This is a genomic window from Pseudomonas lurida (assembly GCF_002563895.1).
Lineage (GTDB): Bacteria > Pseudomonadota > Gammaproteobacteria > Pseudomonadales > Pseudomonadaceae > Aquipseudomonas > Aquipseudomonas lurida.
Genome location: NZ_PDJB01000001.1, coordinates 5,051,148 through 5,064,129 on the forward strand (window position 1 = coordinate 5,051,148; position 12,982 = coordinate 5,064,129).

The following is a 12,982-nucleotide window of genomic DNA, read 5'->3' on the forward strand; positions in this document are numbered from 1 at the left end:
CTCTGCACTGCCAAGGATCGCGATGCCGTCAGCCCCATTGGACACCCGCTACCAGATCGAGACCCCGGAGGGCATCGACCTGCCCCTGCGCCCGGCCGGCCTGGTGCCACGGGTGCTGGCCTTTGCCTTCGACCTGGGCCTGCGCGGGGTGGTGATGGGTGTGCTGCTGGTGCCGCTGGCGTTGCTGGGTAACGTCGGTATCGGTCTGGGTTCGCTGCTGCTGTTCCTGATCAGTTGGTGGTACATGGTGCTGTTCGAGGTACTCAACCAGGGTTGCTCGCCCGGCAAACAGGTCATGGGGTTGCGTGTCGTACAGGATGACGGGACCCCGATCGGCTGGTCCGCGTCACTGATCCGTAACCTGCTGCGGTTCGTCGACATGCTGCCATTCGGCTATTTTCTCGGCGCTATCAGTTGCCTGCAGCACCCTCACTTCAAACGCCTGGGCGACTTGGCGGCCGGCACACTGGTGATCTATCGGGAACAGCCCCTGGTGCGCCCCCAGATCCCTCAAGCCGTGGCCTTGCGCCTGCCCTTCACCCTGGACCTGAGCGAACAGCGGGCCATCCTTGCCTTCGCGGAGCGCCAGGGCGAACTGTCCACCGAACGCGTTCACGAGTTGGCCTCGATACTCGCCACCCCCTTGCAAGTATCCCCGGCCCGCGCCGTGGAGCAACTCAACGGCGTGGCCCGTGGCCTGTTGGGGCCGACATGAAGCAGAGCCTCTTCGAAAGCCGTCACCAACCCCAATGGCAAGCGTTTGCCGAACAGCTGAAACAGCTGGAACAAGGCAAGGCCAAGGCCAGTGACATCGCCGACTTCCCGCATCAGTACCGACGCCTGTGCCATCACCTGGCGCTGGCACAGGAACGCGGCTACAGCAGCTATCTGGTAGACCCATTGCAACAACTGGCCCTGCGCGGCCATCAACAGCTTTACCGGCATCGCAGCCAATGGGCGGCAAATGTGCTGGGGTTCTTGCTTGCCGATTTTCCTCGGTTGGTGCGCGAACAGTGGCGCTTCGTAATGACGGCCAGCCTGCTGTTCTTTGGAAGCCTGGCAGGCATTGCGCTGCTGGTGTACCTGTTCCCCGACCTGATCTACAGCATCGTCAGCCCCCAGCAGGTGGCTGAGATGCAGGGCATGTATGACCCCGACGCCAGTCGCCTGGGCCGCGCCGCCGAGCGGGCATCAAGCGAAGACTGGATGATGTTCGGCTACTACGTGATGCACAACATTGGCATCGCGTTCCAGACCTTCGCCGCCGGGTTGTTGTTCGGCCTGGGCAGCGTGTTCTTTCTGATTTTCAACGGGTTGGTCATCGGCGCGGTCTCTGGGCACCTGACCGAAATCGGCTACGGGCAGACTTTCTGGTCGTTCGTCATCGGCCATGGTGCGTTCGAACTGACCGCCATCGCCCTCGCCGGAGCCGCAGGCTTGCAACTGGGTTGGGCTCTGATCGCTCCCGGGCAATTGACCCGTGGCGAATCACTGCGGCTGGCGGCGCGCAAAAGCGTGCAGATGTTGTGCGGTGTCATGATCTTCCTGCTGATAGCGGCCTTTATCGAGGCCTATTGGTCATCCACCACCGACGTCCCCCCTTGGGTCAAATATCTGGTGGGCGCCGTCCTGTGGCTGCTGGTTGCCGCTTACCTGAGTCTTGCCGGGAGGATTCGCCATGCGCCTGAGTGATGCCAGCGTGGTAATCCGCCCGCGTACCGCCTGGGAAGCCATGGATCTCGGCGTACTGATGACCCGGGAACACCGCATGCTATTGATGGGCAGTTGGGCATTGGTCACCCTGCCAGTGTTCGCCTTGCTCACCGCGCTGCTGTGGCAGTCCCCGTCTACCGCGATATTCCTGTTCTGGTGGCTCAAGCCAGCCTTTGACCGCTTGCCGCTGTACATTTTGTCCAAGGCGTTGTTTGGCGAAACACCCAGCCTCAAGGAAGCAGTACGCCAATGGCCGCGGCTGCTCAAGGGCCAGTTGCTGGCCAGCCTGACCTGGCGACGGCTCAGCCTGAGTCGCAGCTTTGTGATGCCGGTCAGCCAGCTAGAAGGCCTGGAGGGTCCTGCACGCCAAAAACGCCTGGGCGTTCTGCAGCAACGTAATGCCGGAGCTGCACGCTGGCTGACCATCGTTGGCACGCACCTGGAAATCGGCATGTGGTTTGGCTGCATGGCGCTGTTCTATCTATTTATTCCGCAAAACGTCGAGATGGATTGGGACTGGCAACGCCTGGTACTGGCGACAAGCTCGGAAGGGCTTTGGCTGGAACACCTGGGCAACGCCTTCTATGCCTTGCTCCTGGTGTTCTGGGAACCCATCTATGTGGCTTGCGGTTTCAGCCTCTACCTTAACCGTCGCACCGTACTGGAGGCCTGGGACCTGGAGTTGATCTTCCGACGCCTTCGTGAGCGCCTGAGCAACGTGGCGCCGTTGTTATTACTGGTGACCGGACTGATGCTGCTGCCGCTCAGTCCTCCCGCCATGGCCGATGCCACGCCGCTTAGTACCCAAAGTGCCAGCCAGTCCGTCAAGTTGATACTGGACAAGCCCCCATTCAAAAACCCGGAAACCGTCACCCGCTATCGCTTTGGCGAAGCCCCCTCCCCTGCAGAAAACCAGGCCCGCACCAACGGCAAACTTCCTGCCTGGCTGAAAGCGTTGCTGGACAATCTCAACAGCACTACCTTCAAGCACGTTGCCCAAGCCGTTGAAGTGCTGCTGTGGGGGCTTCTGATCGGTGGCCTGATCATGCTGGCGTGGCGGTATCGTGAATGGCTGCACACCTTCGTCAGTCGGCGCGGGCCTCGTAAACCCAAAACAGTCAAACCAGTGCCCACGCAGCTGTTCGGCCTTGAACTGGGTAGCGAGACCTTGCCCGACGATGTTGCCACTGCCGCCGAGCACCTATGGGCCACACAACCAAGGGAAGCCCTCGGCCTGCTGTACCGGGGCCTGCTCAGTCGCCTGCTGCATGACTTCAACCTGCCGCTGAAAAACGCCGACACCGAAGGCCAGGTCCTGGCGCGCGTACACCAATTGCAACACCCACACCTGCTGGCCTTCAGTGATGAATTGACCCGGCATTGGCAAACCCTCGCCTATGGCCATCAGTTGCCCCCACTCTCGGCCCAGCAAAAACTGTGCAGTGATTGGCGCACCCTGTTCAGCGCGGGGAGCCCCCCATGAAGCGACCGTTACTGTGGGTTGGTCTATTGCTGGCGTGCTTGCTTGGAGCAACTGGTTACTACGCGTGGAGCAAGGCGGTTCCCTATGACGAAGTGGTGGATCGCGGCCCTTCTCCGCAAGCTCAGGCCAACCCCTACCTGGCGGCCGAACACTTTCTGCGCCAACAAGGCCTGGCCGTGCAACACGCCAATAGCCTGGAGCGACTGACGACCCTGCCGGCCAAGGAAAACAGCCTGCTGCTGCTCGGCGAGCGCAGCAGCATGACGCCACGCCAGGTGGAGCAACTGCTGGGATGGGCCAGGTCCGGCGGCCATCTGTTACTGGTGGCCGAGGCGTTATGGGATGAAGAAACGGGCAAAAGCGGCGACCTGCTACTCGATCGTCTGCATATCCACCAAACGTTGAGTGACGAGCCTGAAGAGCTCGCCCCGTCCAGTAAAAAGCCTCGTACCAAGAAGGCTGCGGACCTGACCAAGCTCTATGTCGACAATGAAACCGCACCGGCGTATTTCAGTTTCGACACGGACTTCAACCTCATCGATGTCAAGCACCTGGCGCAATTTTCCGCCAACAGCGCAAGGTCGAGTCACCTGATGCAACTGGACCTCGGGGATGGCAGCGTCACGGTGATCACTGACAGCGACCTGTGGAAAACCCCGAACATAGGCAAGCACGATAATGCCTGGCTGCTCTGGTACCTGAACCAGGGCACGACCGTGACCCTGCTGTTCAACAGTGACTTCGACGACCTGTTCACGTTGCTGATGCGGTACTTCCCTCAAGCGTTGGTGGCGCTCATTGCACTGGTCGCCCTCACACTTTGGCGAGCCGCGATGCGCCAAGGCCCGATCCGTCCACCGGCATCCACCGCGCGTCGACAATTGCAGGAACATCTGAAAGCCAGCGCGGACTTCCTGCTGCGCCGCAGCGGCCAGGGCACGCTGTTGCATGCCCTGCAGCGCGATATCTTGCGTGCAGCACGGCGCCGTCACCCCGGCTTTGAGCGTCTCGACAACACAGAACAATGGCGGGTGCTTGAACACCTGACACGCCAACCCTCTCACGTCATCAGCCAGGCCCTTGGCCCACTCCCGGCAAAACGGCTTTCCAGCGCCGATTTCAGCCGGCAGGTGGCGTGCCTGCAAACCCTCAGGAATGCCCTATGAGTGAATTTCCAAGCGCCACTGCCGTGACCGGCGAGACCTTGCAACGCGCCAGCGGGCAAGCCCAGGCCCTGCGCACTGAATTGCGCAAAGCGGTCATGGGCCAGGACCAGGTGATCGACGATGTCCTGACGGCACTGATCGCCGGTGGCCACGTGCTACTGGAAGGTGTGCCGGGGTTGGGCAAGACCTTGTTGGTACGTGCCCTGGCGCGGTGCTTCGATGGCGATTTCGCACGTATCCAGTTCACCCCGGACCTGATGCCCAGCGATGTCACCGGCCACGCCGTGTACGACCTGCACACCGAGCAGTTCAAGCTGCGCAAGGGGCCGGTGTTCACCCACCTGTTACTGGCTGACGAAATCAACCGTGCCCCGGCCAAGACCCAGGCAGCCTTGCTTGAGGCCATGCAGGAACGGCAAGTCACCCTCGAAGGCGAGGCGCTGCCCATCGGCCAACCGTTCATGGTGCTGGCAACCCAGAACCCCATTGAACAGGAAGGCACCTACCCCCTGCCGGAGGCGGAACTCGACCGTTTCATGCTCAAGGTACGCATGGACTACCCAGACGCGCAGCAGGAGCTGGACATGGTGCGCGAAGTCACGCGCTCGTCCCGGGCTGACATGCTGGATGTACACCCATTGCGCACAGTATTACAGGCCGAGGACGTGCTGCAGTTGCAGCAGATTGCCAGTGACCTGGCCCTGGACGAACACGTGCTCGACTACGCCGTACGCCTGGCACGCGCCACCCGCAGCTGGCCGGGGCTGGCCATCGGTGCCGGCCCGCGGGCCTCCATTGCCCTGGTACGTGGCGCTCGCGCTCGCGCTCTGTTGCGCGGTGGCGAATTCGTCACCCCGGATGACATCAAGGGGTGTGCCCTGGCCGTACTGCGCCACCGTGTGCGTATCGCGCCAGAGTTGGACATCGACGGGCTGGAGGTCGACCAGGTGCTCAAGCAACTGCTCGATCAAATTCCAGCACCCCGGCAATGATTCGCTCATGAAACCGACTCGTCTGCTGTTGCACTGGCTCGGCGCATTGCTGGGCCTGGGCATTCTGTTGGGCACTGCGGCAGCGCTGCAGGTCAAGGTGCCCGACACCTTGCACTCAGTGGTGTGGGGGTTGCTCCTGGCGCTGTTGCTGCTGGCCATGCTGGATGCGGTGCGCCTGCGTCGCCGTCCCTCCCCCAGAGCGCAGCGGCAGATGCCCGGAAGCCTGGCGCTTGGACGCTGGGGCGAGGTACGCCTGGTCCTGGAGCATGACTTCCCACAGCCACTGACAGTGCAGGTCTTCGATCATGTCCCCGACGGGTTGACCGTAGAGAACTTGCCCCAATCCATCGACCTGCGCCCCGGTGAGCGCAGCGAGCTGGGTTATCGTCTTCGCCCACTACGGCGCGGGCACTTCACGTTCAGCCGTTGTGAAATTCACCTGCCCAGCCCAATGGGACTCTGGTCAGCCCGGCGCTTTATCGAGGTGCGCGATGCCATCCGCGTCTACCCGGATTTTGCCCGGCTGTACGGTGCACAGCTGCTGGGGGTGGACAATTGGTTGAGCCAACTGGGGGTGCGTCAACGTCAACGGCGCGGACTGGGGCTGGAGTTTCATCAGTTGCGCGAGTTTCGCGACGGCGACAGCCTGCGCCAGATCGACTGGAAGGCCACGGCCCGGCAACGCACGCCCATCGCCCGTGAATATCAGGATGAGCGCGACCAACAGATCGTCTTCATGCTGGATTGCGGCCGACGCATGCGCAGCCAGGATGACGAGCTGTCCCATTTTGACCACGCCCTCAATGCATGCCTGTTGCTCAGCTATGTAGCCTTGCGTGAAGGCGATGCCGTGGGGCTGTGCACCTTTGCCGGTGACCAGCCGCGCTATCTGGCGCCGGTCAAGGGCAGTAGTCAATTGAACCTGTTGCTCAACGCGGTCTACGACCTGGACACCACCCGTCGGACTGCCGATTACCAGGCTGCGGCAAGCCAACTGCTGGCTCGGCAAAAGCGGCGTGCATTGGTGGTTGTGGTGACTAACCTGCGGGATGAGGACGATGAGGCATTGCTGACGGCCGTCAAGCGTATCAGCCGCCAACACAGGGTGCTGGTGGCCAGCTTGCGCGAAGAAGTTCTCGATCAATTGCGCCAGGCTCCCGTGCAAACCTTGCCCGAAGCCTTGGCCTACAGCGGTACCGTCGGCTACCTCAATACCCGCGATGAACTTCACGAACGGCTCAGCGCCCAAGGCCTGTCTGTATTGGACACCTTGCCATCTGAACTGGGTCCGGCCCTGGTGACACGCTACCTGGGCTGGAAGAAAGCCGGCGCGTTCTGACGAAAGCGCCATCAAAAACAGCGCACGACCACGGTGAGGCCAACCGGCCCACAAACCGGGTCGACAGCGCGCCGTGCCTAGGCTGAAGCCTGCAAGGGATCAAAACTGAAGTAGTGAAACAACACGTTGATCAACTGCCCATATTCCTCAGGCGCATGGAGCACCCTGAACCCGGAATCGTAGTGCTGAGGGTTGATGTCCTCATGACTCCACAGGCAAGTCGCCGTTATATCAATCGGATGGAAGGCGCCTTCAGGACCGGGAATCTTCAAGCGCAGCTCGAAGTCCACGTCGACCATCATCGGCAGTTGGCTGATTAGCATCAGCCCGTCTTCCGAGACATTGCCCAAAAAACCAATGGGCTTGTCTGTGAGGCGGTTAAATACTTGCAGAAAACAAGGTAGTTGATGCCGCTCGATCCGTCGGTCGGTAAACATGGTGAGATCGCCATCCAGTGGCCATGACTGCGGCCGTGCCAGTGATTCGGAACGGGCCAAAACCGCCCGCTCTCCCTGGATCTCGGTGCGACAACAAGCAATAGATGCCGCCAGACAGCCGCCGAGTCCGGGCCCCACATCCGTTTGCATAGAAACTTGTACAAACGGACGTTTAAAGGATAGCCCAAGACTGGCGACGGGCCAGTAATGACATGACGAATATCATCACAAGGACGCAGGACGGGGTTGAGCGGCTCTCGCACCGGGGAAATACCCCAGTTGCTGCAGGGTGTCGAGCCTCGCGCGAGCACGGTAGGCGTACTCACTGGACGGGTATTGATTGATGATGAATTGATAGGTCTGCGCCGCGTCGACGAACAGCTTCTGCCGCTCCAGGCATTGCCCGCGCAACATCGACACTTCTGGCTGCACATAGCGTCGGGTACGACTTTCACGGTCGACCTGGGACAATTCCAGGGTGACGCGCTCACAGTCACCGACCTTGTAGGCCCGGTAGGCATTGTTCAAATGGTGGTCCATCGACCAACGGGTGCAGCCGACAACACTGACGGCCAGGGCAGCAATGAGCAAAATTCGCATGACGGTTCTCCTGTCTTGTGCAGTGTATCGACCCCTCGTCGAAAATCTTCAAGGATGTTCGTATTCAGCCGCAGCGAAAACAAGTCAATCATCGATAAGTAGTGCAAACGAACAATGACTACAACGAAAGAGCATAGTAGCCTTCCTCAGCGCTTGAACTCAGGAGTCTGTGCATGTCCGTCCGTCGTACCAAAATCGTCGCCACCCTTGGCCCGGCCAGCAACTCGCCGGAAGTCCTCGAACAGCTGATTCTGGCTGGTTTGGACGTTGCCCGTCTGAACTTCTCCCACGGCACCCCGGACGAGCACAAGGCTCGCGCCAAGCTGGTGCGTGACCTGGCCGCCAAGCACGGCCGCTTCGTCGCACTGCTGGGTGACCTGCAAGGCCCGAAGATCCGTATCGCCAAATTCGCCAACAAGCGGATCGAGCTGAAGATCGGTGACACCTTCACCTTCTCCACCAGCCACCCGCTGACCGAGGGCAACCAGCAAGTCGTGGGTATCGATTACCCGGACCTGGTCAAGGACTGCGGCGTCGGTGATGAGCTGCTGTTGGACGATGGCCGCGTGGTCATGCGCGTCGACACCGCCACCGGCACCGAGCTGATCTGCACCGTGACCATCGGCGGCCCGCTGTCCGATCACAAAGGCATCAACCGCCGTGGTGGTGGCCTGACGGCACCGGCCCTGACGGAAAAAGACAAGGCCGACATCAAGCTCGCCGCCGAAATGGAAGTGGACTACCTCGCCGTCTCCTTCCCGCGCGACGCCGCCGACATGGAATACGCCCGTAAACTGCGCGACGAAGCTGGCGGTACCGCCTGGCTGGTCGCGAAGATCGAACGCGCCGAAGCCGTGGCCGACGACGAGACCCTCGACGGCCTGATCAAGGCGTCCGACGCGGTGATGGTTGCCCGTGGCGACCTCGGCGTAGAAATCGGTGACGCCGAGCTGATCGGTATCCAGAAGAAGATCATCCTGCACGCACGCCGCCATAACAAAGCTGTGATCGTGGCGACCCAGATGATGGAGTCGATGATCCAGAACCCGATGCCGACCCGTGCCGAAGTGTCCGACGTGGCCAACGCCGTGCTCGACTACACCGACGCCGTGATGCTCTCGGCTGAAAGCGCCGCCGGCCCTTACCCGCTGGAAGCCGTGCAGGCCATGGCGCGTATCTGCGTCGGCGCTGAAAAGCACCCGACCAGCAAGACCTCCAGCCACCGTATCGGCAAAGTGTTCGAAAGCTGCGACCAGAGCATCGCCCTGGCGGCCATGTACACCGCCAACCACTTCCCGGGCGTGAAGGCGATCATCGCCTTGACCGAAAGTGGCTACACGCCGTTGATCATGTCGCGCATCCGTTCCTCGGTGCCGATCTACGCCTTCACCCCGCACCGCGAAGCCCAGGCCCGCGCGGCACTGTTTCGTGGTGTGTACACCATTCCGTTCGATCCGGCTTCGCTGGCACCGAATGAAGTCAGCCAGAAGGCTATCGACGAGCTGGTCAAACGCGGCGTCGTAGAGCAAGGCGACTGGGTCATCCTGACCAAGGGCGACAGCTACCACACCACCGGTGGGACCAATGGCATGAAGATCCTGCATGTGGGTGACCCGCAGTACTGAGTAATACGCCAAAAAACAAAAGCCCCGCCATGTGAATGGCGGGGCTTTTTGCATTTCGGATCAGACTGACCTGCTGGCAATCAGGCCCTCATCAACCTGCCTTCAACGCCTGCTGATAAACCCCGATAATGCAGCAATCGCCTCAGGCGACTTCAGCCGCTGGGTGAACAATGCACCCTCCTCCTCGATCACCTGCCGCAGTTGCTCACGATCAACACTTTTCATCAATTGCTTGGTCACCTGCACCGCGCCCGGCGCGAGGGTTTCAAAACGTTCGGCCACTTCCCGCGCCTTGGCCAGCGCCGCTTCACCACTGCCCAACGCCTCGGTGGCGATGCCCCAGGCAGCCGCCTGCTCACCGGTAAATCCTTCACCCAACAGCAACAATTCGGCCGCTTTCGCGTGCCCCAACAACCTGGGCAGGATCAGGCTCGAACCAAACTCCGGACACAGCCCCAGGTTGACGAACGGCATGCGCAACCGCGCATCGCGGCTGATGTACACCAGGTCACAATGCAGCAACAGGGTTGTACCGATCCCCACGGCTGCGCCCGCCACCGCGGCAATCACCGGTTTGCGGCAGTTGAGCAGGCTCTTCATGAAATAAAACGGGGGGCTGTCGAGATCGCTGGGCGGCTGCTCCAGGAAGTCGACAATGTCATTGCCGGCGGTGAAACAGTCACTGCTGCCCTGGATCAGCACGCAGCGGACTTCCCCATCCGCATCGGCCTGCTCCAGCGCCTCGGCCAGTTGCGTGTACATGGCACGGGTGAGCGCGTTCTTCTTGTCAGGGCGATTGAGCTGCAGGATCAGCAACCCGCGTTCGCGCAGCTGTTGGATGGCGTCGGTCATGGCGAATCTCGCGGCTGTGGAGTTCAGCGCTCAACCACGCGGCAGAAACACATCCGCCAGCAGTTGATTACGCGGCAGCCCCGCCAGGAACAAGCGCTTGGAAAATGCCTCGACGCTGGCAGGGTGCCCGCAGAGTAAAGCCAGAGTTTGCCGCGAAACAAGCCGCAGTTGCGCCAATGCCTGGGCCGACCCGGCCGCGGTCCACAGCTCCACCGCCAGGTTGGAATGCTGGGCAGCCAGAGCAGCCAAGGGTTCGGCCAGGTAGTGGTCCTCGGCATCATGGGCCAGGTGAATCACGCGGATGGCGCCCTGGTGATCCTGTCGCAGGGCCTCACGCAATACACCCCACAGCGGTCCCAATCCGGTGCCGGACGCCAGCAGCCACAGCGGCCGGGCTTGCCAGTCCGGGTCGTATTGCAGCGCGCCACCGCGCAATTCGCCCAGGCGCAGGCGGTCGCCAACCTGCAATTGCCGGGCGAGGTCGCTGAACTCGCCGGGCTGACGGCAATCCAGGTGGAACTCCAGGAAGGGATCGTCCTGGGGCAAGCTCGCCAGGGAATATGGACGTGCCACGTGCCCCGCCCATAACACCAGGTGCTGCCCGGCGCGATAACGCAGGCCTCGCTCCGGTTGCAGGCGCAGGCGCAGCACGGTCGGGTTCAGCCAGTCGACACCCACCACCTGGGCCGGCAAACCGTCCCGCGTGGGGTCAAACGCCTCGACGCGCAGATCGCCACTGACGTGGCACTGGCACGCTAACCGCCAACCGTCCTGGCGTTGCGCGGGGTTCAAGGCTTCGGGTTGCTTGTCATCGACCTCACCCTGGCAACGCACCAGGCACGCATGGCAACTGCCGGCGCGGCAACTGTAGGGCACGGCGACACCCGCCTGGTTCAAGGCATCCAGCAAGTTGCTGCCGGCCGTGACCGACCAATGGCGTTCGCCGACGTACAGTTCAGGCATATAAGGACTCAATCACAAGGGGAGCGCACAGGGAATCATGCCTGCGACAGTTTGACCATAGTCGGGTGTATCGGCCACCGCGCCGGGTTATACTGCCGCGCCTTTTTAGCGTCGCGCCGACAATACTTGCTCTTCTTGGCGACGCGCCTTGGAAAGGTGGGCTCAGCCGACCGATGCACTTCACTGAGCCCACCTTTATTGAATGTTCCCTTATAGAGGAGCGCGACTCATGACCGTGATCAAGCAAGACGACCTGATTCAGAGCGTTGCCGACGCCCTGCAATTCATTTCCTACTACCACCCCGTTGATTTCATCCAGGCCATGCACGAAGCCTACCTGCGCGAAGAGTCGCCAGCGGCCCGTGACTCCATCGCCCAGATCCTGATCAACTCGCGCATGTGCGCCACCGGCCATCGCCCGATCTGCCAGGACACCGGTATCGTCACCGTGTTCGTGCGCGTGGGCATGGACGTCCGTTGGGATGGCGCCACCATGGGCCTGGACGACATGATCAACGAAGGCGTACGTCGCGCCTACAACCTGCCGGAAAACGTCCTGCGTGCCTCCATCCTGGCCGACCCGGCCGGCGCGCGCAAAAACACCAAGGACAACACCCCGGCCGTGATCCACTACTCCATCGTCCCGGGTAACACCGTGGAAGTGGACGTGGCGGCCAAGGGCGGCGGCTCCGAAAACAAGTCGAAAATGGCCATGCTCAACCCGTCCGACTCGATCGTAGACTGGGTGCTCAAGACCGTTCCGACCATGGGCGCCGGCTGGTGCCCACCGGGCATGCTCGGCATCGGCATCGGCGGCACCGCCGAGAAAGCCGCGGTGATGGCCAAGGAAGTGTTGATGGAGTCCATCGACATCCACGAGCTGAAGAAGCGCGGCCCGCAAAACCGTATCGAAGAGATGCGCCTGGAGCTGTTCGAGAAGGTCAACCAACTGGGCATCGGCGCCCAGGGCCTGGGTGGCCTGACCACCGTGCTCGACGTGAAGATCATGGACTACCCGACCCACGCCGCCTCCCTGCCGGTGTGCATGATCCCCAACTGCGCCGCCACCCGTCACGCGCACTTCGTGCTCGACGGCTCGGGCCCGGCGTCACTGGAAGCGCCACCGCTGGACGCCTACCCGGAAATCGTCTGGGAAGCCGGCCCATCGGCCCGCCGCGTCAACCTCGACACCCTGACCCCGGAAGAAGTGCAGAGCTGGAAGCCGGGCGAAACCGTGTTGCTCAACGGCAAGATGCTCACCGGCCGCGACGCCGCGCACAAGCGCATGGTCGAGATGCTGAACAAGGGCGAAACCCTGCCGGTGGACCTCAAGGGTCGCTTCATCTACTACGTCGGCCCGGTTGATCCGGTACGCGAAGAAGTGGTTGGCCCGGCGGGCCCGACCACCGCGACGCGGATGGACAAGTTTACCCGTCAGATCCTCGAGCAAACCGGCCTGCTGGGCATGATCGGCAAATCCGAGCGCGGCCCAACCGCGATCGAAGCGATCAAGGATCACAAAGCCGTGTACCTGATGGCCGTCGGCGGCGCCGCTTACCTGGTGGCGCAAGCCATCAAGAAGTCGCGGGTTGTCGCCTTCGCCGAACTGGGCATGGAAGCCATCTACGAGTTCGACGTGAAAGACATGCCTGTCACTGTTGCGGTGGACAGCAAGGGCGAATCCGTCCACATCACCGGTCCTGCGATCTGGCAGAAAAAGATCAGTGAAAGCCTGGCGGTAGAAGTGCAGTAAGCACTTCCCTGCAAATACAAAGGCGACTGCGGCCCCAAGGCCCAGTCGCCTTTTTTCTG

12 protein-coding genes are annotated in these 12,982 nt (G+C 61.7%); 8 read left to right on the top strand and 4 right to left on the bottom strand.

Translation table 11 applies throughout. The features are described from left to right. The first annotated feature begins 22 nt into the window (after positions 1 to 22). From ATH90_RS22960 to ATH90_RS22985, 6 genes are read left to right on the top strand one after another with little or no spacing between them, the layout of a single operon-like run. Positions 23 to 715 carry an RDD family protein gene (locus tag ATH90_RS22960; RefSeq protein WP_034109166.1) on the top strand — a complete coding sequence of 231 codons (693 nt, stop codon included), beginning with the start codon at positions 23 to 25 and terminating at the stop codon, positions 713 to 715. Continuing rightward, positions 712 to 1,692, top strand: coding sequence for a stage II sporulation protein M (locus ATH90_RS22965; protein ID WP_098467717.1), 981 nt, complete (start codon positions 712 to 714; stop codon positions 1,690 to 1,692). The genes ATH90_RS22960 and ATH90_RS22965 overlap by 4 nt, the downstream gene beginning before the upstream one ends. Then, on the top strand, positions 1,679 to 3,196 hold the full coding sequence (locus ATH90_RS22970; protein WP_098467309.1) for a DUF4129 domain-containing protein: 1,518 nt from the start codon (positions 1,679 to 1,681) through the stop codon (positions 3,194 to 3,196). Before ATH90_RS22965 ends, ATH90_RS22970 begins: the two co-directional genes overlap by 14 nt. Beyond that, positions 3,193 to 4,362 (top strand): DUF4350 domain-containing protein, encoded by a 1,170-nt coding sequence (locus ATH90_RS22975; protein WP_098467310.1) that lies wholly within the window; start codon positions 3,193 to 3,195, stop codon positions 4,360 to 4,362. Before ATH90_RS22970 ends, ATH90_RS22975 begins: the two co-directional genes overlap by 4 nt. Then, positions 4,359 to 5,354: an AAA family ATPase gene (locus ATH90_RS22980; protein WP_034109169.1), complete on the top strand. Its 996-nt coding sequence runs from the start codon at positions 4,359 to 4,361 to the stop codon at positions 5,352 to 5,354. The genes ATH90_RS22975 and ATH90_RS22980 overlap by 4 nt, the downstream gene beginning before the upstream one ends. A 7-nt stretch (positions 5,355 to 5,361) precedes the next feature. Continuing rightward, the gene (locus ATH90_RS22985; protein ID WP_098467311.1) at positions 5,362 to 6,693 is read left to right on the top strand and encodes a DUF58 domain-containing protein; all 1,332 of its coding nucleotides are present in this window, start codon (positions 5,362 to 5,364) and stop codon (positions 6,691 to 6,693) included. Positions 6,694 to 6,770: 77 nt separating this feature from the next. On the opposite strand, the gene ATH90_RS22990 is transcribed toward ATH90_RS22985, so the two are convergent. Together ATH90_RS22990 and ATH90_RS22995 are read right to left on the bottom strand one after the other, a co-directional pair. Further along, a complete protein-coding gene (locus ATH90_RS22990) occupies positions 6,771 to 7,130 on the bottom strand; it encodes a PilZ domain-containing protein (RefSeq protein ID WP_098467312.1) in 360 nt (119 codons plus the stop codon). A 225-nt stretch (positions 7,131 to 7,355) separates the two neighbouring features. After that, complete coding sequence (locus tag ATH90_RS22995) at positions 7,356 to 7,730, bottom strand: tol-pal system YbgF family protein (RefSeq protein WP_034109172.1); 375 nt, start codon at positions 7,728 to 7,730, stop codon at positions 7,356 to 7,358. Positions 7,731 to 7,903: 173 nt separating this feature from the next. Here ATH90_RS22995 and pyk point away from each other — a divergent pair, with 173 nt between their 5' ends. Further along, positions 7,904 to 9,355 carry a pyruvate kinase gene (gene pyk / locus ATH90_RS23000; RefSeq protein ID WP_025854788.1) on the top strand — a complete coding sequence of 484 codons (1,452 nt, stop codon included), beginning with the start codon at positions 7,904 to 7,906 and terminating at the stop codon, positions 9,353 to 9,355. Positions 9,356 to 9,457: 102 nt separating this feature from the next. On the opposite strand, the gene ATH90_RS23005 is transcribed toward pyk, so the two are convergent. Continuing rightward, positions 9,458 to 10,207, bottom strand: a complete 750-nt coding sequence (locus ATH90_RS23005) for an enoyl-CoA hydratase-related protein (protein ID WP_034109173.1) — start codon at positions 10,205 to 10,207, stop codon at positions 9,458 to 9,460. A gap of 30 nt (positions 10,208 to 10,237) precedes the next feature. Then, positions 10,238 to 11,170 carry an iron-sulfur-binding ferredoxin reductase gene (locus ATH90_RS23010; RefSeq protein ID WP_034109174.1) on the bottom strand — a complete coding sequence of 311 codons (933 nt, stop codon included), beginning with the start codon at positions 11,168 to 11,170 and terminating at the stop codon, positions 10,238 to 10,240. A gap of 229 nt (positions 11,171 to 11,399) precedes the next feature. Here ATH90_RS23010 and ATH90_RS23015 point away from each other — a divergent pair, with 229 nt between their 5' ends. Then, complete coding sequence (locus ATH90_RS23015; RefSeq protein WP_010208051.1) at positions 11,400 to 12,923, top strand: fumarate hydratase; 1,524 nt, start codon at positions 11,400 to 11,402, stop codon at positions 12,921 to 12,923. The last annotated feature ends 59 nt before the right edge of the window (positions 12,924 to 12,982 follow it).